The sequence below is a fragment of the Bifidobacterium biavatii DSM 23969 genome (assembly GCF_000741165.1).
GTDB lineage: Bacteria > Actinomycetota > Actinomycetes > Actinomycetales > Bifidobacteriaceae > Bifidobacterium > Bifidobacterium biavatii.
Genome location: NZ_JGYN01000007.1, coordinates 15,171 through 37,777, shown reverse-complemented (window position 1 = coordinate 37,777; position 22,607 = coordinate 15,171). Strand labels below are relative to the sequence as shown.

General features: G+C 63.8%; 15 protein-coding genes. 3 read left to right on the top strand and 12 right to left on the bottom strand.

From position 1 onward, the window contains the following. Window positions 1-57: 57 nt before the first annotated feature. Window positions 58-3,588, bottom strand: a complete 3,531-nt coding sequence (rpoB, locus tag BBIA_RS03605) for a DNA-directed RNA polymerase subunit beta (protein ID WP_051923742.1) — start codon at window positions 3,586-3,588, stop codon at window positions 58-60. A 432-nt stretch (window positions 3,589-4,020) separates the two neighbouring features. Between rpoB and BBIA_RS03600 the strand changes: the two genes are divergently transcribed. Further along, window positions 4,021-5,916, top strand: coding sequence for a DUF262 domain-containing protein (locus tag BBIA_RS03600; RefSeq protein WP_160268262.1), 1,896 nt, complete (start codon window positions 4,021-4,023; stop codon window positions 5,914-5,916). Further along, window positions 5,913-8,336: a DUF262 domain-containing protein gene (locus BBIA_RS03595; protein ID WP_033495794.1), complete on the top strand. Its 2,424-nt coding sequence runs from the start codon at window positions 5,913-5,915 to the stop codon at window positions 8,334-8,336. Before BBIA_RS03600 ends, BBIA_RS03595 begins: the two co-directional genes overlap by 4 nt. A gap of 94 nt (window positions 8,337-8,430) precedes the next feature. On the opposite strand, the gene BBIA_RS03590 is transcribed toward BBIA_RS03595, so the two are convergent. Continuing rightward, a complete protein-coding gene (locus BBIA_RS03590; RefSeq protein WP_033495796.1) occupies window positions 8,431-9,480 on the bottom strand; it encodes a helix-turn-helix transcriptional regulator in 1,050 nt (349 codons plus the stop codon). A gap of 398 nt (window positions 9,481-9,878) precedes the next feature. Between BBIA_RS03590 and BBIA_RS03585 the strand changes: the two genes are divergently transcribed. Continuing rightward, entirely contained in the window at window positions 9,879-12,269 is a 2,391-nt protein-coding gene (locus BBIA_RS03585) for a PHP domain-containing protein (protein WP_051923736.1), read from the top strand. Between the two features lie 97 nt (window positions 12,270-12,366). Here BBIA_RS03585 and BBIA_RS03580 read toward each other — a convergent pair whose 3' ends face one another. The 10 genes from BBIA_RS03580 to BBIA_RS03535 form a co-directional block, all read right to left on the bottom strand. Beyond that, window positions 12,367-13,032, bottom strand: coding sequence for a hypothetical protein (locus tag BBIA_RS03580; protein ID WP_033495798.1), 666 nt, complete (start codon window positions 13,030-13,032; stop codon window positions 12,367-12,369). A gap of 120 nt (window positions 13,033-13,152) precedes the next feature. Next, complete coding sequence (locus BBIA_RS03575; RefSeq protein WP_152600636.1) at window positions 13,153-13,788, bottom strand: hypothetical protein; 636 nt, start codon at window positions 13,786-13,788, stop codon at window positions 13,153-13,155. 165 nt (window positions 13,789-13,953) lie between these two features. After that, window positions 13,954-14,853 carry an HhH-GPD family protein gene (locus tag BBIA_RS03570; protein WP_033495802.1) on the bottom strand — a complete coding sequence of 300 codons (900 nt, stop codon included), beginning with the start codon at window positions 14,851-14,853 and terminating at the stop codon, window positions 13,954-13,956. Between the two features lie 33 nt (window positions 14,854-14,886). Beyond that, window positions 14,887-15,537, bottom strand: a complete 651-nt coding sequence (locus tag BBIA_RS03565; protein WP_081891960.1) for a tRNA (cytidine(34)-2'-O)-methyltransferase — start codon at window positions 15,535-15,537, stop codon at window positions 14,887-14,889. 104 nt (window positions 15,538-15,641) lie between these two features. Then, the gene (locus BBIA_RS03560) at window positions 15,642-17,006 is read right to left on the bottom strand and encodes a PFL family protein (protein WP_033495804.1); all 1,365 of its coding nucleotides are present in this window, start codon (window positions 17,004-17,006) and stop codon (window positions 15,642-15,644) included. A gap of 32 nt (window positions 17,007-17,038) precedes the next feature. After that, the gene (locus BBIA_RS03555; protein WP_033495806.1) at window positions 17,039-17,311 is read right to left on the bottom strand and encodes an ACT domain-containing protein; all 273 of its coding nucleotides are present in this window, start codon (window positions 17,309-17,311) and stop codon (window positions 17,039-17,041) included. Window positions 17,312-17,434: 123 nt separating this feature from the next. Then, window positions 17,435-18,913 carry a DHA2 family efflux MFS transporter permease subunit gene (locus BBIA_RS03550; protein WP_051923740.1) on the bottom strand — a complete coding sequence of 493 codons (1,479 nt, stop codon included), beginning with the start codon at window positions 18,911-18,913 and terminating at the stop codon, window positions 17,435-17,437. 282 nt (window positions 18,914-19,195) lie between these two features. Beyond that, a complete protein-coding gene (galK, locus tag BBIA_RS03545; protein WP_033495808.1) occupies window positions 19,196-20,455 on the bottom strand; it encodes a galactokinase in 1,260 nt (419 codons plus the stop codon). A 36-nt stretch (window positions 20,456-20,491) separates the two neighbouring features. Beyond that, a complete protein-coding gene (galT, locus tag BBIA_RS03540; protein ID WP_033495810.1) occupies window positions 20,492-21,742 on the bottom strand; it encodes a galactose-1-phosphate uridylyltransferase in 1,251 nt (416 codons plus the stop codon). 5 nt (window positions 21,743-21,747) lie between these two features. After that, window positions 21,748-22,551, bottom strand: coding sequence for a DeoR/GlpR family DNA-binding transcription regulator (locus tag BBIA_RS03535; protein ID WP_033495812.1), 804 nt, complete (start codon window positions 22,549-22,551; stop codon window positions 21,748-21,750). Window positions 22,552-22,607: the final 56 nt, after the last annotated feature.

Sequence of the window (22,607 nt, the reverse complement as noted above, 5' to 3'; positions counted from 1 at the left end):
CGACCAGTCCCGCGCAATCGCGACGGAACCGGTGGCAGCCGGCGGCCGGCTGATGAATCACTGGTACTCGGGCTCCGGAGCCTTCTGGTCCTCCTTGGCGGCCGCGTCGGGGCGGGCGCCGATGTTGAAGCCCAGATCGTCTCCGGCGGAGACCGGATCGTCGTCCTCGTCCTTCATGTCGATGGCCACGCCTTCCTCGTTGAGCACCTCGACGTTCAGCGACAGGGACTGCATTTCCTTGAGCAGCACCTTGAACGACTCGGGGATGCCCGCTGGCGGCAGGTTATCGCCCTTGACGATCGCGCCGTAGGCGCGCACGCGGCCGTCCACGTCATCGGACTTGGTGGTCATCATCTCGTGCAGCGTGTAGGCGGCGCCGTAGGCCTCGAGGGCCCACACCTCCATCTCGCCGAAGCGCTGGCCGCCGAACTGGGCCTTACCGCCCAGCGGCTGCTGCGTGATCATCGAGTACGGACCGGTAGAACGCGCGTGGATCTTGTCGTCGACCAGGTGGTGGAGCTTCAACATGTACATGTAGCCCACGGAGATCGGCTTGCCGAAACGCTCGCCGGTACGGCCGTCGAACAGCCACGCCTTGCCGTCCTCGCCGACCATCTGGTCGCCGTCGCGGTTCGGCAGGGTGGACTTCATCAGGCCCTTGATGACTTCGGGCTTGACGCCGTCGAACACCGGGGTCGCGACCGGGGTGCCCGGCTCGCCCTTCTCGGCGCCTTCCGGAATGTACTTCTTCCATTCGGCCTCGAGATCCGGGTCGAGGGAGATGTCCCAGCCGGAGTGCGCGATCCAGCCGAGGTGCAGTTCGAGCACCTGGCCGAGGTTCATTCGGGACGGCACGCCCAGAGGGTTGAGCATGATGTCGACCGGGGTACCGTCCGCGAGGAACGGCATGTCCTCTTCCGGCAGGATGCGGGAGATGCAGCCCTTGTTGCCGTGACGGCCGGACAGCTTGTCGCCGACGGTGATCTTGCGGTGCTGCGCGATGTACACGCGGATCATCTGGTTGACGCCGTTGGGCAGCTCGTCGCCGTCCTCCTCGGCGTCCTCGCGGGTGATCTCCTTGACCGCGATGACGGTGCCGGTCTCACCGTGGGGCACGCGCAGCGAGGTGTCGCGCACCTCGCGGGACTTCTCGCCGAAGATGGCGCGCAGCAGACGCTCCTCCGGGGTCAGCTCGGTCTCGCCCTTCGGCGTGACCTTGCCGACGAGGATGTCGCCGGCCTCGACCTCGGCGCCGATGCGGATGATGCCGCGCTCGTCGAGGTTGGCCACCGCGTCCTCGCCCACGTTCGGCAGGTCGCGGGTGATCTCCTCAGCGCCCAGCTTGGTTTCGCGGGCGTCGATCTCGTATTCCTCGATGTGGATGGAGGAGAGCGTGTCGTCCTGCACGAGGCGCTGCGAGATGATCACAGCGTCCTCGTAGTTGTAGCCGTTCCACGGCATGAACGCGACCAGCAGGTTCTTGCCGAGCGCGATCTCGCCCTTCTGGATGGCCGGGCCGTCGGCCAGCACGGTGCCGGCTTCGACGCGCTCGCCGCTCTTGATGATCGGGCGCTGGTTGTAGCAGGTGGTCTGGTTGGAGCGCTGGAACTTGGACAGCTTGTAGCTGGACTGCGTGCCGTCGTCGTTCATCACGCGGATCAGGTCGGCGGACACGTAGATCACGACGCCCGGCTTGTCGGCGATGATCACGTCGCCGGAGTCGTATGCGACGCGCCATTCGGAACCGGTGCCCACGAGCGGACGCTCGGACTCGACCAGCGGAACGGCCTGACGCTGCATGTTGGTGCCCATCAGCGCTCGGTGACCCTCGTCGTGCTCGAGGAACGGGATCAGCGAGGCGCCGATCGACACCATCTGGCGCGGGGAGACGTCCATGTAGTCGACGGAGCTGACCGGAACGTCGACTGCCTCTTCCTCGTCGGCTCGGGCGAGCGCGACGTCGGAGACGAACTTGCCGCTCTTGTCGAGCTTCTGGTTCACCTGGGCGATGACGTGGTCGTTTTCCTGGTCGGCGGTCATGTACTCGACCTCGTTGGTCACCTGGCCGTCGATCACCTTGCGGTACGGCGTTTCGATGAAGCCGAACGGGTTGACGCGGCCGAAGGTCGCCAGCGAGCCGATCAGACCGATGTTCGGGCCTTCAGGGGACTCGATCGGGCACATGCGGCCGAAGTGGGACGGGTGCACGTCTCTCACTTCCATGGAGGCGCGGTCGCGGGACAGGCCGCCGGGGCCGAGGGCCGACAGACGGCGCTTGTTGGTCACGCCGGCCAGCGGGTTGTTCTGGTCCATGAACTGCGAGAGCTGCGAGGTGCCGAAGAACTCCTTGATGGTGGCGTTCACCGGGCGGATGTTGATCAGCGACTGCGGGGTGATCGCCTCTGAATCCTGCGTGGTCATGCGCTCGCGCACGACGCGCTCCATGCGGGACAGGCCGGTGCGCAGCTGGTTCTGGATCAGCTCGCCAACCTGGCGGATGCGGCGGTTGCCGAAGTGGTCGATGTCGTCGGTCTCGACGCGCAGGTCGACGTCCTGGCCCTTGCGCTTGCCCGGGAACGTCGCCTCGCCGGCGTGCAGCGTCACCAGATACTTGATGGTGGCGATGATGTCCTCGCGCTTGAGCGAACGGTCGTTGATGTCGTGCTCGAGGCCGAGCTTGCGGTCGATCTTGTAACGGCCGACGCGCGCCAGGTCGTAGCGCTTGGTGTTGAAGTAGAAGGAGTCGAGCAGGTTGCGGCCGGCCTCCGGCGTGGCGGTGTCGGACGGGCGGATCTTGCGGTAGAGGTCGGTGAGGGCCTCGTCCTGCGTGTCGACGGTTTCCTTCTCGAGCGCGTCGAGGACCAGCGGGTAGCCTTCGAACGCGTCGCGGATCTCCGGCTTGGTCATACCGATGGCCATGAGGAAGACGATCGCGGACTGCTTGCGCTTGCGGTCGACGCGCACGCCGAGCACGTCGCGCTTGTCGATTTCGAACTCGAGCCACGCGCCGCGCGACGGGATGATCTTCGCGCCGAAGACGTCCTTGCCGGAAGTGCGGTCGGTGGAGCGGTCGAAGTAGACGCCCGGGGAGCGCACGAGCTGGGAGACGATGACTCGCTCGGTGCCGCCGATGATGAAGGTGCCGTGCGGGGTCTGCAGCGGGAAGTCGCCCATGAACACGGTCTGGGACTTGATCTCGCCGGTGTCGCCGTTTTCGAATTCAGCGTTCACGTACAGCGGCGCGGAGTAGGTGTAGTCCTTCTCCTTGCACTCCTGCACGGTGTGGCGCGGCTCTTCGAAATACGGGTCCGAGAAGGTCAGGGACATGGTCTGGGCGAAGTTCTCGATCGGGGAGATCTCGTTGAAGACCTCGTCGAGGCCGGACATGTGCGGCACGGTGGTGGTGCCGTTCTTTTCGTCCTCCTCGACGCGCTTCTTCCAGCGGTCGGAGCCGATCAGCCAGTCAAAGCTGTCGGTCTGCACGCCCAGCAGGTAGGGCACATCGATGGGCTCGCGGATGGAGCCGAAGTTCACACGGTCCGACGCCTTGTGCAGATCAATGTCGTGCTGGTCGGCGCGTGCGATCATGGTGGTGGTGTTCGTCGTAGCTTCAGTAGCCAATGGACGTTCCTTATCGCTCGCTTGTTCGTTCGATACTGTTGTTCCACGACAAGCGCCTTGCAGGCCGCCATATGCCTAGAATTGCGGGCGCTTCGTCTTTGTCAGCATGCCCGCCATATGACATGCATATACGCAAACATTGAATGATAGCACAATTGCGAACGTTGAGCAATGTTGAGTAACGCCGCGTGTCGCCACATGCCGATGACGATCACGCCCCGTGAGATCGAGGGAACGATGTTCCCGTTTGCGCTCCAGAATCGGCGGGTAGGATACAAGCAAGCGCTCGACGCCATAGGCCTGCGGCGACGTATGCCGCGACGAACACAGGAAAGATGAGGTGCGATGGGGTTCGACCAGTCTGAAGGTTCCGGGAACGTATCGGGAAACAATCGGCCGGTGCCGGACGACGATGCCCGGTCGGTGAACGTTTCCGTCCGCGACCTGCTGTCCGGCGACCTGCGCGCCGTGCTGCCGGCCGGACGTCGCCGTCTCGTCGTCCCCGACTATCAGCGGCCGTACACGTGGACCGAACAGAACGTCGGGGAACTGATCGACGACATACGCGCGTTCGCGCTCGACCATGACGAATACCGCATCGGCACGGTCATTCTCTGCGACGATCGCGTCAGCGGCAACGGAGACGTTCCCGACAACGGCTCAGCCGACAGCACCGCCGACGACGATCCGCCGGCAGCTCCCGGCATCGATATCGTGGACGGGCAGCAGCGCATCGTCACGTTCATCCTGCTGCTTGCGGCGATGAGCGAACTCGACGGGAGGAATCCCGTCGGCGCCGGCGCGAAAGCAGCGGAGGAAACCGCGCGGTACGGCGACAATCTGGTCCTGCGCAACGGCTCGCGGACCGGCAGGCGCAACATTCTGGACAACCACCGCACAGCCGTCCGCCTGCTCGGACGGTTCGACGCGGACGAGCGGAGCCGGATGCGCAAGGCGTTGCTGGACAAGTGCACCGTCACGGTCATCGTCGTGCACCGGCTCGACGAGGCGTTCCAATTGTTCGACTCGCAGAACGCGCGCGGCAAGGCGCTCGACCCCACAGACCTGCTCAAGGCGTTCCACATCCGCGAAATGGAACGGGACGGCGTCTCCCCCGGGGAGGAGATGCAGGTCGTCCGCGACTGGGAGTCCATACCGGCCGAAGACATGCAGCGTATGTTCGCCGACTGCCTGTACCGCATCCGCAAGTGGAGCGCCGGCGAATCCGTCGACGAACACGGGTTCACCGCGAACGAGATCGACATGTTCAAGGGCATTCGCCTAAGCGAGGACCATGCCGGCGACAACTGGGCCAAGGTGTTCCTGTATGCGAAGAGCCTGGTGGACGAGGACGCGCTACTACGCGGCGCACTAGCCAGATCCGGCGTGGCCGAACGGCTTGCGTTCCCCTACCAGATCAACCAGCCGATGATCAACGGGCGTTCGTTTTTCGAATTCGCCCGCCACTACTACGACCTGTGCCGACGGCTGCGGATATTGGGAGTATCCGCCAAGGACGACGAAGGGGACGGCGAACAGAACGGCGATCGTTCGCTGTCCCGCGATTCCCTGATCCACGAGTTCGAGCGCATCGTGCAGCGGTGCGGAGGACGGCACGGGCGGCTGAAATGGGCGAAAACACTGTTCGACTGCCTGCTGCTGGCGTATGCCGACCGGTTCGGCACGGCCGATCTTGACGCCCCGCTGGACAGCATCGCACGCTACGCGTCGCTGATGAGAATGAACCGCGGATCGGTGTCGTTCGACTCCGTCAACCGTTACGTGCTTGCAGACGATTTGTGGCGGGACGGGGAGATGCGATTGAAGAACCCGTTCCGGACACTGACGACGACCTACTCGGCCGACGGGTTTCCCGGCTTCGCCATTGCCGACGCGTCTGAAAGCAACATCGCCGATCGGGCGCGGAACGCGAAAAGCAATAAAGACAGCAGCCTCAAACCGTTCTGCGACTGGTATAGGCAACGTTATCTCGCGCCGCGTCCGGAACGGGAGCCGGGACCATCGCCGGAGCGCTCCGAGCAGGCCGAACGGTTGGATGCTCAAGACGCCGATGCCGGTCAGTCGACCAGGCGCCTCATCATCAAGTTCGCCCAATTGGGCGTGCCTGCGGCGGGAATCTACGAGACTTTGAAATCCATGGGCATCGTCACTCAGTCAGCATCGGGAGCATGGTGGAGGGCCGACGGATTGGACGGTCACGGGCAAGGCAATTTGATAGACGAAATCGCAGGCATTATCGACGAAGAGAACATGAACGGCGAGGCGAAGCAATGAACGGCGACGAACGGCTTTCCATCGGCCAACTGTTGGGAGACAGCGGCTCACGATATGTCATTCCCATCTACCAGCGCGAATACGCGTGGGGTAAACGCGAGATCGAACAGCTGCTCGACGACGTGCGGGACATGTTCAGGGCGTCGGCGCAACACACCGACCGCACCCGATACTATATCGGCAGCTTGGTCGTCCATAAGACGCAGGGCTCCGGCACCGCCCATCGAGATGAATACGAGGTGGTCGACGGCCAGCAACGATTGACCACGCTGTTCCTGATCCGGTGCGTGGCGGAACGCCTGTGGGGATACGGTTTTCTTCCCGAGCCTCCAGCAGGAATGCTGCGGTTTGACTGCAGAGAGGAGTCAACCCGGCTTCTCGAGGCGCTGGGATCGCTAGGCCACGATCCGCAGGCCGCCGACAACGGCAAGAAGACGGACCAGGAGTTCGACAGGCTCGTCGACAGGTTTGCAGTCCCCTGCGCCGGCATCATCGCCGGATACGAGACCATTCGGGTATGGCTGAAGCATTCCGGCGGCATCGGCGACGCCGAACGGGAAGCGTATTTGCGGTTCCTGTTCTGCAACGTGATCGTGTTCCGTTCCGAACTGCCGGAGGACACCGATCTCAACCACTATTTCGAGATCATGAACACGCGCGGCGAACAGCTTCGGCATCACGAGGTCGTCAAGGCAATGCTCATGTCCCGTCTGTCCGACGATACGGACGCCCGCACCGCGTTCGCGACGATATGGGACGCTTGCGCCGACATGAATCGGTACGTGCAGTCCTCCATTCCGCCGTCGGTTCGCGGCCGTCTGTTCGGCGACGACTGGTGCACTCCACAACCGGATTGCCTCGACTTCACGTCTCTCGAAAGGGCGTTGGTCGCCGAACGACAGCCGGACGGTCCCGAACGGGAGTCTGATGGTTCAGTACGAGACGGTTCAGTACGGAACGTGTCGATCCGCAATGGGTTAGGACAAGCACATGCCGAACCGGCCGTTCCGACACGCGCCAATTCGAGACGCATTGACTTCCCTCGGGAGGAGACGCTGCGGGATGTGCTGGAGTCCCCCGACGCGACCGCCGACGTCGAGCGCGAGCAGGCCGAAGCGCCGCACACAGGCGAAGACGGAAGCCGGTACCGTTCCATCGTCCGTTTTCCCACGTTTCTGCTCATCGTGCTGCGGCTGTTCCTGCATTCCGTCGACGATCAGGTTACCGCCGGAGCGCAACCTGACGATATCAGCCTGGACGACAAGAACCTGATCGGTTTCTTTCGCAAGGCGTTTCCTGCCGGACACGGCGGGGACGCACAGTCAGCCATGGTGAAGCGGTTCGCCGCGCACCTGCTGCGCTGCCGTTTCCTGTTCGACAACTACGTGATCCGGACCGAAGACACGGACTCCGTTGCGGAAGACGACGTGCAGTGGAGCCTGCGACGCTACCGGCGATACGGGAAACGCTCCGGCAGGAACGGTTTCTCATACGCGTACGTGAGCTCCTTCGCCGGGAACGACGACGAAAACGGCGATTCCGACGAGGAGATTGACGGCACGCTCAACGACCGGATACGCACCCTGCAATCCATGTTCCAGGTCACGTATACGGCGCAATCCGCCAAAGGTTTCGTCTCAACAATGCTGGACATTCTGCTCAACCAGACTGATACGGCAGCGGGTAACAGCGCCCGTCCCGACGGAAACGAATTCCTGCGCGCGTTGCAGCGGTACGCTCATCGCCGTTTCGCGGATGCCGTGCGGAAAGGCGCGCGCCGCGGCGAAGACGACGAGAGTCCGTCCGAAAGCATCGTAGACCGCACGACGATCGCCAACGTCGCCCGTTTGGGGCAGGGGACGCCGTGGATCGTGCTGAACTACATCGACTACGTGCTGTGGGTCCTGTCGGGCAACGTTCCCGACGAGGATTCCGCCGACGGTTCTGACGGCGTTTCCGCGGGAGTTGCCGTGGGCATGCCGGATCGGACCGGAGCTAGAAACGGGCTGATGGCATGGTTCCGGACATTGCACGGGGATTCTGCCGGATTCTCGCCCACGGACTACAGGTTCCATTACTGGGATTCCGTGGAGCATTTCTCCCCGCAGCACCCAGAGAACGCCGACCCCGTCGACAACGTGGACGAGATCGGCAACCTGTGCATGATGACGCGCAGGGAAAACTCCCGACGGAACAACCTGTCCGCCATGAGCAAGATCAGCGAATTCGACGGCCCGTCGAAACGATCCTCGCAAAGCCTGAAATTCCAGTACATGGCAGCCATCGCCAGACGACGCGGAACATGGGGCGGCGACGAAATCAGCCGGGAGACGCTTCGCTTCGAACGCCTGCTCGAACTGTTGCTCCGCGAGACCCCGTTCGACGACAACGAATCATGGTCCAGGAATCATCAGGGATAAATCCTGCAGACATGCTCCGCACGGTTTCCGCACGGACTTGGAAGGACCCTGTTTTTCCCCTCCGCCGAGACGATCGGCGGGACTCGGCGAGCGATCAGCGTTCATAGCGGTCGAGCAGGATGTAGCCAGCTCTGCGCAGTTCGTCGCGGATTGACTGCGGTTCCAGCACGGTGATGCGCACCTCGCTGGTGGTGTACTGCAACGCCCACCAGATCGTGGCCCACGGCGTCGCTTTGACGGTCACCTCATACACATCGTCGCCAACCCGGGTGGCCTTGGCGTCGGGAAACCAGTCGAACACCGGCTCTAGCCCGCCCTCGACCCGCAACCGCACCGGAATCGCCGGTCCGGGCGACGGATAAGGCCGTTCCGCCAGGAACGCCGTCAGATCAATGGGATCGCCGTGCTCGTCCCTAAAACTGTCGAACGTGCGCTCCAGCGTATGGTCCTCGCCGTCGACGGTCAGGTCGCGGATACGCTCGACATGCAAATAGGACAGCTTGTCATACGCGCCCAAATGGCAGATGAGATAGTACTTCTCGTTCTTGTAACGCAGATCATACGGATCGGCCGTATACTCCCTCGGCTTGCCGTCCGGTCCGAGACGAGGCACGAGCTCGCCGCTAACGTCATACGTGCAGTAACGGAACCGAACACGACGCTCGTGCGCGATGGCATCGTTCAACCGTTCGATGTTGCTGAGGAACTCACGATTGTAATGCCTCGGCGTCGGCAGCGACCCGCGCACGCCCAGCTGCCGGGATCGGCCCGCGAACGCGTAGATCCTGGCGATGAGATCCTGCAGGTACTCGCCGTCCGAACGCGACAGGGCGGCACCGTCGGCGAGCAAGCGCATCTGCGCCGCGTCGAACACGGGCTCGACGTACCAGCCGGGACGCGGATCCGGGCTTTCGGCATGCTTGAGATCACCCCGTTCGATGCGATCCACCCTGCGACCGAACGGACGCATCTCTCGCAGGGCGTACAGGTGACCCCGAACCGTTTTCACGGTTACGCCGAGCCGATCGGCGAGCCACGCGGCCGTAACCCCGTGCTCACGATCCGTGTGCTCGTCAAGCAGTTCAAGAATTCCGAGGCCCACCTCCGAACGGGCGGCGCCACTGCCGGCCTTTTCCTTCTCCATTGGCGCATTCCTTCCGACATGATCGTTGTCACGGCACCGTCAACACACAACAGCATCAGACTGACGGGTAGAAATCTACCCACTTATTGTACGGCTTCCGTCCCGCCTCACGTCGCAGGCAAAACCTGCCGGGGGCACGGATCATCCTGTCCAAGCTCCAATGCGCCCCGGGCAACGCCATGTATATCCCGATCAGGCCGTTATCGCCTGCTCCAGCCGGCAATATCGCCGCGTTCCCGATGCATCCCTCGCTGACGACCGTTCGGCAGCCAACGCGAATCTTCCGTCTCCGGTCCGGCACGACATGCCTATGAGGTAGATATCTACCCGCTTACTCTTGGCTCGCCGATGATGGGGAACACCGCAGATGATTTCCCGATAAAGGCAAGGTGACAACAATGCAGCGCGTGACAACAAGCAAGGAGTTCGTGCATCTCCACGTGCACAGCTCGTACTCGATGCTTGACGGCGTGGCCACGGTCGACGATCTGGCGCAAGCCGCGGCGCGCCTGGGACAACCGGCGCTCGGACTAACCGATTACGGAAGCGTCGACGGCCTGATGGCCTTCCAGGAAGCCTGCCGCCGCCACGGGGTCTATCCGATTCTGGGTCTCGAGGCGTATGTGACCCCGGGAACCGATCGGAGCGATCCCGAGCGCGTCAGCTGGGACAAGACGTCGCGGCCGGGCCGCTGCAACCCGGACGACGTGGGCGGGGGCGGACGCTTCACCCATTTGACGCTCTGGGCCGAAACCGACGAGGGACTCGCCAACATGATGGAAGCGTCATCCATCGCCAATCTTGAAGGAAAAGTCGCCGGATATCCTCGTATAGATCGGGAAACCCTCGCATCGCACGCCAAGGGCCTGATCTGCGGATCCGGATGCCCGTCGGGCGCGATCCAGACTCGGCTCCGCCTGGGACAGTTCGACGAGGCGTTGCGCGAGGCCGGTGACCTCCAGGACATCTTCGGACAGGAGAACTTCTACATAGAGCTCATGGACCACGGGCTGGAGATCGAACGTCGGGTGCGTAACGATCTGCTCGTCCTGGCCAGGAAACTCGACGCGCCGTTGGTCGCCACGGCGGATGTGCACCAAACGCTGCCGGAGGACAGGACACTGCAGGACGTGATGCTTTGCATCAGTGGCGGACAGAAGATGAGCGATCCGAACCGATTCCGATTCGACGGCGACGGATACCATCTGCGTTCGGCCGAGGAGATGCGCGCGCTGTTCGCGGACGTGCCCGAAGCATGCGACAACACATTGGCCGTGGCGGAGCGCTGCTTCGGTGTGGGACTGTCGCCCCGAGCCAGTAACGACATGCCCGTGCCGACCATTCGAGTGCGGAGCGTGGCGGCAAGGAGCGCCAAGGAAGAACTCGCCGGTCGCGTCGAAGCGTGGCTGAACGACAACTACCGTTCCGTCCCCGATGCCGTCCGCCGCAGGATCGACGACGAGCTGGAGGCGATCGCCAAACAGCGCATAGAAGACTACCTGCTTGCCTTGGCCGACGCGACCGGACAACTGCGCGAAAACGGGATATTGACAGGACCGGTCTATGGGGCCGACAGTCTGGTCGCATACGCGCTCGGCATCACCACGATCACCCCCCTGCAGTACCGGCTGCCGTATATCGAAGACGTCGACACCGACGATCAGCCACATCCCGTCACCATCAGCATGACGACAGGACGCGGTGGCATGAAAACAGTGCTCGACCATCTGCGGAACCGATACGGAAACGACCACGCGCTGCCGGTCGCCGAGTATGCGCAATACGGAAGATACCGGGCCATCACTGCAATCGAGGCGGCATACGGCGACCGATCCGGCAACGGCGGGACCGATCTCAAGCCGATCATTTCGGGACTGGAGCGACTGTTCGCATACAGATCCGCATCCAACGACACGATCGTACTGAGCGGCGAGTCGCTCCGGCGCATCACCTCCGTCACGCAGATCGGCAACGAACCGGCCGCATCCCTTGACGTACGGTCCTGCCGCAGCATGGGACTGTCCATCCTGCAAGTCAGGGAATCCTGGCAGCTGACCGTCGCGGCGCGCGCATTGCGCATGGCCGGCGCGACGACGGCGGCATGGTCTGACCGTAACGCCTGGGTCCACGCCCAAGATACGCTTCGCTTCCTGGCACGAGGCCACACCATAGGAATCCCCTTTCTGGAGGGACCATGCGGCAGAGCGTTCAAAGAGCATCCCGTCGACCGTTTTGAAGATTTGGTCGCTCTCATGGCCCGCAATAACGCGACGCATTACGCAACGGTCGCCATGTCGGCGTTCGTCGTCAGGGTCGGATGGGTGAAGATGACCTACCCGGCCGAATTCCTGTCGAGTCTGATGGATGAATGCGCGTATTCGGCACGCAGGAAGCGCTTGGTGCTCGAAGAGATCTGCAGCATGGGCTATGGCACCGCTTCGGTCGACATTAACGAATCCATGGACCGAACGATGCCGGAGAAGAACGCGGACGGCAGAACACGGATCCGGATGGGGCTGTCCACCGTGCCCATGGTGTCGCAGACCATGGCCGAACACATCGTGGACGCGCGCCGCCACGGCGGAGCATTCATCGGCTTCCTGGACTTTTTGCACCGCATTCCGTCCGATTGCCTGAACGAAAGGGCGATCCGCGCGCTGATCGAAGCCGGCGCCTTCGACTCCCTGAACCGCCACCGACCGGCGCTGCTCGTCGACTGCGCCATCGAAATCGCCGAAGAGCGGACGCTGCGCATCAAACGGGACCAAGGGCAGGAACCATTGTTCTGAAACGCCGATTCTGAAATGCCGGCAATCCACAAACAACAACCCAATCGCACGAATGAACCGGCGACCACCGGCAACGGCCCGCCCTGCTGCTCCCCCGCTACTGCACGGTGATCGTCACCGGATCACTGACCGTCTTCGGGAAGTCCTTGAGGCTCAGCTGCGCGGTGTACGTGCCGGCGTTCACGCGCGGCAGTTCCGAGTCGGCCACGCACTTCGCGCCGGTCGAATCGGCATTCCACGTGATCGTCTGCTTGTCCGAATCGCCCTTGGCCATGAGCAGCATGCGCGAGTCCGATTCGCACACGTCGGACCGCCAGATCGTCTGCTTGCCGGACGTGATCGTAAGCACGCGGCTCGAATCGGAACCGTCGATCAAACAGCCAGCCTTGCTGGAACCGGTGTACGTGATCGTGGCCGTGAAGTCCAGTGATCCGCCCACGGCAACGCTTTGCGAAGCCGGGGTGAGCGTCAGCTCGACGTTCGCCGACGAACAATCGGTGATGTCGTTGGTTTTGATCGGATCGGGCACCGACTTGCGGCTGAGCGCGACCCGCTCGCCGTATCCCAGCGCGTCGCCGACCGCGCCGAGACCGCGGCCGAGACTGTATATGCAGAACGAAATCAGCGACAACGCCACAACCAGCACCAGCACAGCGACGATGCGGCGACGACGATAGATCGCCCGCTGTCGTTTGCTGGGCTTGCGATTGCGCTGATTGGACGCGCTGGATCCGACTGGTCGCCCCGACTTCCGCTGTGCCATAGTCATTCAGTGTATACCACGTCTTACGAAGCTCGGCCGGCCGTCCGGGACGCGCACGGGTCCTTCAATAAAGGTGTTCGATCAAAGACGCGTTGCGGTCGCGTCGCAATCGCCTGCCGGTTACGGCCGCTCGTCGAACGCGATGTCAATACGCCCGTCCTGATCGCGGAATACGCGCACCAGATACGGAAAATCGTGGTCGATGGCGGCGGTCTGCGGCTGTCCGGTGCGTTCCAGACGATCGATCAGTTCGTCGAACGCGGCGACGTCGGGAAACAGGTCCTGCATGTCCCGCCAGCTGTGCGCGTTGAACAAGGCGAGGGCCGTCCGTTCGAACCGCGCGCGTTCCTGCGCGTCCTTCTGACGGCGTCCCAATGCCAGCAGGAACCCACCGCGAATGCGCGTCGCCATCACCGACGCTAGATACGTGCCCTGCATGACTGCGAGACGAACGATCGGCAGCCCGGCCTTATCGCCAAGCCCGCTCACGTCGGCCATGAACTCGTTGATCGACGGAATGTCGTCCAGCGCAAACTCGCCGGTTTCCGAACACGCCTGCACGGGATCGGACCAGTCAACCGGCGGCAGGTCGCCGTCAGCGCCCGACGCGTCTGTGCCGTCCGTATCACCCGCATCGTCCAAGGACACGTCCACCGGCGCGAGCGGATCCACGGACGGCAGCGGATCGCCGGGATCCCGCCATTTGCCGGTCGAATCCGAACTGACGTCATCGTTGAACGTGAACCCATCCGCCATCTGCATCACCGTGCCCTCTCTCAACGCCAACCAACTCCAACCTACCAGCGGCACGGGTCAGCGACGGGAGAACGCGACCAGCATTCACCCGCTCGCGCAATCAGCGCAAGTCACGCGGTCACGCGCAAGGCCACGCGCAACGTACGGCTGTCAGTATCACGACCGTCAGCGAGGCAGCCGCACTCCCCCGCCAGGCAGCATCTCGATCAGCCCGTCCTCGTCCAGCGAGGCAACGCACTTGTCGAGCTGGATATGATCGGCCCACAACGATTCGACCTGCGCACGCGTCAGCACCGTTTCGTCGGCCGGCAGATTACGCAACGCGTTCAATACCAGCCCGCGCACCTGCCGATCGGTGCCAGCGAACCGTTGGCGCGGCCGCGTGCGTCGCTCCCCCAAGCCAGGTCGGCCCGCGGCGAGAAACGTACAGTCGTCGCGCACCGGACATTCGTCGCACAGAGGATTCTTCGCGGTGCATACGGTTGCGCCAAGTTCCATCACCGACTGGTTCCACGTCACCGACCGTGCGGCATCAGTCGGAAGCACACGATTCGCCAAGTCACGTTCGGCCAGCGTCGCCGCCCCGCCCAACGACTCCGCGCCGCGGAACACGCGCGACAGCACGCGCCGGATATTCGTGTCGATCACCGCGATCCGCTCGCCGAACGCGAAACTCAGCACCGCCGACGCCGTATAGTCGCCGATGCCAGGCAGTCCGATTAGCCCGTCATACGTGCGAGGCAGCTCGTCGGCGTACCGGTCGCGCACCACGCGCGCACATTCCTGCAGGCGCAGCGCGCGCCGCGGATAGCCGAGCCGTCCCCACGCGGTGATCACTTCGGCCGTGGTCGCGTCCGCGAGCGCCGCCGCGTCGGGCCACGCGCGCATCCACGTCTCCCAGTACGGCACGACGCGGCTCATCTGCGTCTGCTGGCTCATGACTTCGGAGACGAGCACGCCCCACGGGGTCGCGCGGCCGAACCGCCACGGCAGGTCGCGCGCGTTCGCGTCCCACCATGCGGCGAGCTTGCGGCAGACGGGTTCGCTGTGTTGAAGATCGTTCATACGATGCGAAATCGTTTACCGGTCGTCGACTGTTTATCTGCCGCCGGCAAAATTGAGCTGCCGCCAAGCCTCGTAAATGGCGATAGACGCGCAGTTGGTGAGGTTGAGCGAGCGCAGGGACGGACGCATCGGAAGCCTCACCTGTTCGGCGACGTGCGGGCCGGCCATGATGTCCATCGGATCGGGGATGTCGCCCGGTTCGGGGCCGAACAGGAGGATGTCGGTCGGCTTGTATTCGACCTCGGTGTACAGTTTCGTGGCGTGGGCCGTGAACGCAATGATGCGCGAGTTCGGCATGGATTCGACGAGGTTGTCGAAGTTCGGGTGGAGTACGACGTGCGCCATGTCGTGATAGTCGAGGCCGGCGCGGCGCAGCTTCGTGTCGCGCAGGTTGAAGCCGAGCGGCTCGACCAGGTGCAGGATGGTGCCGGTCACCGCGCACAGGCGGATGGCGGAACCGGTGTTGCCGGGGATGCGCGGGCTGTAGTAGCACAAGTGCGGGGTGGCGGTTTCGGCCTTGGCGGCGTCCTCGGCGGACAGCATCGCGTCGACCACGCTGATCGGGTTGCCGTGCGCGTCGGTCACAAGCTCGTCCGGACCGTAGTTCGACTTGCGATAACCGTATTCGAACATCTTCTCGACCTTGGCCTCGGGGTTCTGCTGCGCTTCCGTCTGTTCCATCATCACCATCACCTCTTATATTCCGTGCGCACTGTACGTAATCCGACACCCGAGCATAAAACAGCCCCTGCCCGAATCGAATCCGGTGCAGGGGCGACGTCGAATGTTCAGTTCTTGAACGAGTGGATCGGCGCGGGAATGCGGCCGCCGCGGGTCACGAACGCCTCGCACGAGGTGTTGTTGACCGGCATGATCGGCGCGTAGCCCATGAGTCCGCCGAAGTTGGCCATTTCGCCCACGCCCTTGCCGTAGACGGGGATGACGCGCACGGCGGTGGTCTTCTGGTTGACCATGCCGATGGCCGCCTCGTCGGCGATCAGGCCGGAGATCGTGGCCGCGGTCGTGTCGCCGGGGATGGCGATCATGTCGAGGCCGACCGAGCACACGCAGGTCATCGCCTCGAGCTTTTCGAGCGTCAAGCATCCGGAGGCCGCCGCATCGATCATGTTCTTGTCTTCGGAGACCGGGATGAACGCGCCGGACAGGCCGCCGACATAGCTGCTCGCCATGATGCCGCCCTTCTTGACCTGGTCGTTGAGCATCGCGAGCGCCGCAGTGGTGCCGGGCGCGCCGACCTGTTCGAGGCCGATCTTCTCGAGCACTTCGCCGACCGAGTCGCCTACGGCCGGGGTCGGGGCGAGCGACAGGTCGATGATGCCGAACGGCACGCCGAGCCGCCGCGAAGCCTCCTGCGCGACGAGCTGGCCGACGCGCGTGATCTTGAACGCGGTGCGCTTGATCGTTTCGCACAGGAACTCGAAATCGCGTCCCTTCGCGGCGTCCAAAGCCCGCGAGACGACGCCCGGCCCGGATACGCCCACGTTGATGACCGCGTCGCCTTCGGTCACGCCGTGGAAGCCGCCTGCCATGAACGGGTTGTCGTCGGGCACGTTGCAGAACGCGACGAATTTGACGCAGCCGTACGAGTCATTGTCGCGCGTGTTGTAGGCGATGTCCTTGATGACGCGGCCGAGCAGCTCGACGGCGTTCATGTCGATGCCGGTTTTGGTGGAGCCGACGTTGACGGACGAGCAGACGATGTCGGTTTCGGTCAGGGCCTGCGGCAGCGATTCGATGAGCAGGCGCTCGGCCGGGGTCATGGCCTTGCTCACGAGCGCCGAGTAGCCGCCGATGAGGTCGACGCCGACCTCCTTGGCCGCGCGGTCCAGCGCATGGGCGATTTTGACGAAGTCCGCGGAGGTCTTGCAGGAGCTGGCGCCGACGAGCGAGATCGGGGTGACGGTGATGCGCTTGTTGACGATCGGGATGCCGTAGTCCTGTTCGATGGCCTGGCCGGTGGCGACAAGGTCCTTGGCGTACGTAGTGATCTTGCGGTAGATGTTGTCGCAGGTCTTGTCGACGGTGTCGGCCGCGCAGTCGAGCAGCGAGATACCCATGGTGATGGTGCGCACGTCGAGTTTTTCCTGCTCGATCATCTGGTTGGTCTCGTGGACCTCCATGATATTCAGCATGGTTGCGTTCCTTTCGGTTCGGTCCGGCGAGACTAGATACGATGCATCTTGGTGAAGATCTCCTCGCGCTGGCAGCGGATGCGCACGCCGATGTCGTCGCCGAGATCCTCGAGATTGCCGGCCATGGCGCTGAATTCCTTGTCGGAGTTCGCGTAGTCGACGATCATCATCATGTTGAAGAAACCGTCGATGATGGTTTGGGAGATGTCGAGCACGTTGACGTTGTGCTGGGACAGGTAAGTGCAGACGCGTGCGATGATGCCGACGGTGTCCTTGCCGACGACGGTGATGATTGCCTTGTTCATGAAGCTCCCTGATCGAGACGAAAAAACGGGTGTCTTCCAGTATATGGAAGACACCCGCATCTCATGTTTCCCGTCTCACGACGGACGGGGCCGGCGGGTCGGAACCCGCGCGCATCGTCGATGTCAGACGGCCAGGGTCTCGGCGTCCACGTGCACCGGCACGAGCTTCGGCTCGTCATGCCGCTCCTTGAGCAGGAAGGAGAGCGCCAACACGATCACCACGAGCGCCATGCCAAACAGGTAGCCGTAGCGGGAGCCGTCCACAAAGCCTTGTGCGGGATTCGTGCCGCCGGCGGCCGTGTAGTTCGTCTGGCCGAGGCCGAGCAGGCAGGTGGCCACGGCGGTGGCGATCGCGCCGCACACCTGCTGCATGGTGTTCATGATCGTGCTGCCGTCGGCGGCCATATGGCCGGGCAGCGACTTGAGCGCCGCGGACTGTGCGGACTGCTGGATGAACGGGATACCGACCATCACGATGATGTGCGCGGCAAGGAACAGGGCGACCGGAGTGGACACACCGATCGCGCAGAACAACGCGCCGCCGATGATGGACAGCACTGAGCCCGCCCAGACGAGACGTTTGGCGCCGTGACGGTCGAACATGCGGCCGGCTGCGAGCGTGCACAGCGCGTTGATCACGCCACCGGGCAGCATGAGCAGGCCGGCGACGGTGGAGCTCAGGCCCATGCCGCGCTGCAGTTCCTGCGGCACGAGGTACATGAACGCGAGCGTGCAGGAGAACGAGCAGCTGATCATGATGGCCGGCGTGCGGAACGCCGCGATGCCGAGCGCGCGCAGGTCGAGCAGCGGGTCGGCGATGGTGAGCTGACGGCGGGCGTAGAACGCGAGCACGATCACGCCGACGACCAGCAGGCCGATGACGACGGCGGAGAAGCCCATGTCGCTGATCAGGCTCACGCCGGCGACGAGACAGCCGAAGCCGATCGCCGAGGCGAGGATGGAGATCACGTCGACGTTCGGACGCGTGCGTTCGATCGGAGTGACGAAGAACAGCGCCGTGCATGCGATCGCGATGATCGCGACGACGGCGAACAGCGCGAAGATCGCACGCCACGAGAATGCGCCGATGAGCGCGCCTGCGATGGTCGGGCCGATGACGGGCGCGAACATGATGACGAGGCCCGCGACGCCGTTCGCTGCGCCGATCTTGTGCGGCGGGAACACGCGCATGATCGCCGCGTACATGGTGGGCAGCACGATGCCGGTGCTGATGCCCTGCAGGATACGGCCGGCCAGCAGGATCGGGAACGTGGGGGCGGCAGTGCATACGATCGCACCGATCAGGAAGCATACCAGCGCGAACAATACGAGCGTCTTGGCCTTGACCCATTTGAGCATGAAGCCCACGCACGGCAGCACCACGCCGATGGCGAGCATGTAGCCGACGACCATCCACTGCGCGGTGCCGGACGAGATGCCGAAATCGGTCATCAGATCGGGCAAGGTGATGTTCATGGACGTTTCCGACAGCATGCCCAGGAACACGCTGATGTACAGGCCGAGCATGATCTTGTGCGGATGGTCGAAATGCTTGGGCGCGTCCGGCACGAACGCGTCGTCGGACAGTTGGTTCTTACGAATGGTTGCCTGATTGACGGACAACGGAATCCTCTTCTTCAATCGATGTCGCTGCCGTCGCGCGGCGCCCGTCCGGACATGCGGCCGCGCACCGCGGGATGCGGTGTGCGGCTTCGTTGGCGAGCGCCGACAACCCCTAACGTCCGGGTCACGATCGGCAACAAAAAATCGCATGCCATACGGCGAACAAGACACCATATGGCATGCGATTATCAAGACGAGACGCGATCGTAATACGTTTTTCAGTTTTTCGTAAGTACGCCCGGGCGTGTCGCGCGGAATCGCCTACGCTTCACGGCTCGCTGACGGAGCAGCGACCGCGGCAAGTGCCCTCGGCGCGTGGAAGCCGCGCTTGGCGAACTCGTCGGCGATGAGCTGGGCGACCTCGTGACCGCGGCCCTTGTCGACGAGCGCGATGATGGAGCCGCCGAAGCCACCGCCGGTCATGCGGGCGCCGTACGCGCCGTTGGCGCGGGCGGTGTCCACGGCCACGTCGAGTTCGGGCACGGTGACTTCGTAGTCGTCGCGCAGCGAATCGTGCGACGCATTGAACAGGTCGCCGGCAGTCTTGATGTCGCCCGCAGCGAACGCGTGGACGAACTGGTCGACGCGGCCGATTTCGGTGACAACGTGGCGCACGCGCTTGACCATCGTCTCGTCGCCGAGTTCGGCGACCTTGGCGAGCACATCGGCGAGTGCCGCGGCCGGATCGGACGCGGCTTCGACCTGTTCGGAGATCTCGCGCAGGTTGGCAACGCCGAGCAACTCGGCGGCCTTCTCGCAGGTGGCGCGGCGCTGGGCGTACTGGCCGTCGTTGAGCTGATGCGGGGCCTGCGTGTCGACGACGAGCAGTTCGAGACCGTACTTGTCGAGGTCGAACTCCTGCTGGGAGACGCTTTCGAGCGGCGTCAGGCCCGGACGGCAGTCGAGGCGGATCGCGTGGCCGGCGGTGCAGCGCATGGACGCGTTCTGGTCGAGACCACCGGTGGAGGCGCCGGCCATCTCGTTTTCGGACTTGATGGCGGCGTCGATGAGCGTGACGCGGCCGGCATCGGTGGAGCCGTAGCCGAGGCCGTACACGTCGTCGAGCGCCAGCGCGGTCGAGCAGGTCATGGCAGCGGAGGAGCTCAGGCCCGAACCGAGCGGCACGCAGGAGACGAACGCGGCGTCGAAGCCCTTGACGGCGTCGAAGCCGGCTTCGCGCAGCGCCCACGCCACGCCGGTCGGATACGCGGACCAGCCGTCCACGCCGCGAGCCTTAAGACCGTCGAGATCAGCTTCGGCGACCTTGTCGGGAGCCACGTCGGACACGACGCGCACCTTGGTGTCCTCGCGCGGGGAGAGCGCGATGAACGTGCGGTGCGGCAGGGCGATCGGCAGGCACAGGCCCGCGTTGTAGTCGGTGTGTTCGCCGATCAGGTTGACGCGGCCCGGAGCGGCCCACACGCCTTCCGGCTCGGAGCCGTAGGTCTTGGCGAACAGCGCCTTGGCCTGGACCACGCCGTCCTCGTGGGAGATCGGTTCGATGAATTCAACAGCAGTCATTGGTGTCTCTTTCTGTGTTGTCCGTGTTCGTAAACGTCAGTCGGCGATGTCCACGTCGCCGAGCTCGTGGAAGCGCTTGGCGATGAGTTCCGGCGTGGTGTCGGAGATCCAGGCGGCCATGCCGGATTCGGAGCCGGCGAGGTACTTGATCTTGTTGGCGGCGCGGCGGAACGAGAAGAACTGCAGGTTCAGGCGGTAGTTCTCGCGGCGCGGGTCGTGGATCGGGGCCTGATGCCATGCGGCGATGTACGGCAGGTCCATGCCCTTGCCGTCGCCCTTGTCGAAGAACGCGTTGCCGCGCTTGAGGAGGTGCGAGTACATGGAGGCGAGGTCCCAGCGCTCCTGGTCGTTGAGCTGGTCGAGGGTGAGCACGTCGCGCACCGGGGCGACGTGCACCTCGAGGGGCCAGCGGGCGGCGGCCGGCACGTAGGCGACCCAGCTGTGGTTGCGCATGACGATGCGCTCGCCGGCTTCGATCTCGGCGTTCATAAGGTCCTTGAGCAGGTTGCCGCCGGTCTTCTCGTGGTAGGCCTCGGTGTGCTTGAGCTCCTGCTCCATCTTCGGCGCGATGAACGGGTAGCAGTAGACCTGGCCGTGCGGGTGGGCGAGCGAGACGCCGATTTCGGCGCCGTGGTTCTCGAACGGGAAGATCTGCTCGATGCCGTCCATCTTGGAGATTTCGGCAGTGCGGAACGCCCACGCTTCGACGACGGTGCGCAGTCGGGACACCGGCAGGTCGGCCGGCAGGCCGTTCTCGTCGGGGTCGAAGCAGATGACCTCGCAGCGGCCCGCGGCCATCTTCTTCTCCCACAGCGGGTTGCCGTCCACGTAGGTCACGTCTTCGGAGCGGCCGGGCACGCGCACCATCGACGGGAAGCGGTTTTCGAACACGACGACGTTGTAGTCGGTGTCCGGCACTTCGCCGTCCTGGTACGGGTCGCCGGGCTTGCGCGCGGCGAGCGGGTTGCCCTTGGCGGTGGCGCCAGGGCCGGCGGTGATCGGACGGTTCATGCGCGCGGTCGCCATCGGGATCCAGTCGCCGGTGAGCGGGTCGCGGCGCATTTCGGGGGCCGCGTACGGCACCTCTTCGCCGGCGGCGTTCAGCTGGTTGGCGAAACGGTAGGCCAGCGGGCGCGGATCGTGCAGCTCACGGGTCTTCTTGCCGGACACGTATTCCGGATCGTCGTCGAGATAGAAGAAGTCACGGCCGTCGGCCAGCGTGGTCGGCGTGATGCGGATGTGCTCCTTCGCGTATTCACCCGGCGTGTAGTTGGCGAATTCTGCCATGTGAATCACTCACTTTCCTCTGTATGCTCGCTCTGGTGGGCCAGCACGAGCTCCTTCACCAATTCCTTGGTCTTGTTCGCCGAGTCAGGGTCGAGCCCGTCGTCGGTGATCACCGTATCCACCTGGTCGAAGCGTGCGAACAGCGACAGCGAGGTGCAGCTCCACTTGGTGTGATCGGTAAGAATGATGGTTTTGTCGGCGATGTCCATCATCGCCATATCGGTTGCGGCCTCGAGCGAGTTGGGCATGAGGAAGCCGCGCGGCAGCGACACAGAGTGCGTGCCGAGGAAGACAGTGTTGACGCGCAGGGATGCAACGACCTTGTCCGCGATCGGTCCGACGAGCGAGTTGGATCGGGTGATCACGCCGCCGGTGACGATGACTTCGACGTCCTTGGATTCGAGCGCCTGCACGAGTTCGGCGACGGGGATCGAGTTGGTGAGGATCGTGATGCCGCTGGACTGCTGCGATTCGAGCAGATGCTGGGCGAAGACGTACGCCGTGGTGCCGCCGCCGATGGCGATCACGTCGCCGGGAGCCACGTATTTGACGGCTTCCTGCGCGATGGCGTCCTTGAGGCCGATGTCCATCTGCGACTTTACGGAGAACAGCGGCTCACTGAGCAGCGTGCTGGTGGTGACCGCACCGCCGTGGACGCGCTTGAGCAGTCCCTTGTCGGACAGTTCGGCGATGTCGCGGCGGATGGTCATTGCGGAAACGCCGAGTTCCTTGCTCAGCGCGGTGATGCGCACCGCACCGCGGGTGCGCAGCCTGCTCAGTATCAGATGTTGACGTTGTGAGGAAATCATTCGAACATTATCGCACACATACGCGCATAAACCAAACCGAAATGAGCGTTTCGCAC

Excerpts from the sequence above, each read along its gene's own strand:
- rpoB (WP_051923742.1), bottom strand. The coding sequence starts at position 3,588 with ATGATCGCACGCGCCGACCAGCACGACATTGATCTGCACAAGGCGTCG.
- BBIA_RS03595 (WP_033495794.1), top strand. The coding sequence starts at position 5,913 with ATGAACGGCGACGAACGGCTTTCCATCGGCCAACTGTTGGGAGACAGC.
- BBIA_RS03590 (WP_033495796.1), bottom strand. The coding sequence starts at position 9,480 with ATGGAGAAGGAAAAGGCCGGCAGTGGCGCCGCCCGTTCGGAGGTGGGC.
- BBIA_RS03585 (WP_051923736.1), top strand. The coding sequence starts at position 9,879 with ATGCAGCGCGTGACAACAAGCAAGGAGTTCGTGCATCTCCACGTGCAC.
- BBIA_RS03580 (WP_033495798.1), bottom strand. The coding sequence starts at position 13,032 with ATGGCACAGCGGAAGTCGGGGCGACCAGTCGGATCCAGCGCGTCCAAT.
- BBIA_RS03575 (WP_152600636.1), bottom strand. The coding sequence starts at position 13,788 with ATGGCGGATGGGTTCACGTTCAACGATGACGTCAGTTCGGATTCGACC.
- BBIA_RS03570 (WP_033495802.1), bottom strand. The coding sequence starts at position 14,853 with ATGAACGATCTTCAACACAGCGAACCCGTCTGCCGCAAGCTCGCCGCA.
- BBIA_RS03565 (WP_081891960.1), bottom strand. The coding sequence starts at position 15,537 with ATGATGGAACAGACGGAAGCGCAGCAGAACCCCGAGGCCAAGGTCGAG.
- BBIA_RS03560 (WP_033495804.1), bottom strand. The coding sequence starts at position 17,006 with ATGCTGAATATCATGGAGGTCCACGAGACCAACCAGATGATCGAGCAG.
- BBIA_RS03555 (WP_033495806.1), bottom strand. The coding sequence starts at position 17,311 with ATGAACAAGGCAATCATCACCGTCGTCGGCAAGGACACCGTCGGCATC.
- galK (WP_033495808.1), bottom strand. The coding sequence starts at position 20,455 with ATGACTGCTGTTGAATTCATCGAACCGATCTCCCACGAGGACGGCGTG.
- galT (WP_033495810.1), bottom strand. The coding sequence starts at position 21,742 with ATGGCAGAATTCGCCAACTACACGCCGGGTGAATACGCGAAGGAGCAC.
- BBIA_RS03535 (WP_033495812.1), bottom strand. The coding sequence starts at position 22,551 with ATGATTTCCTCACAACGTCAACATCTGATACTGAGCAGGCTGCGCACC.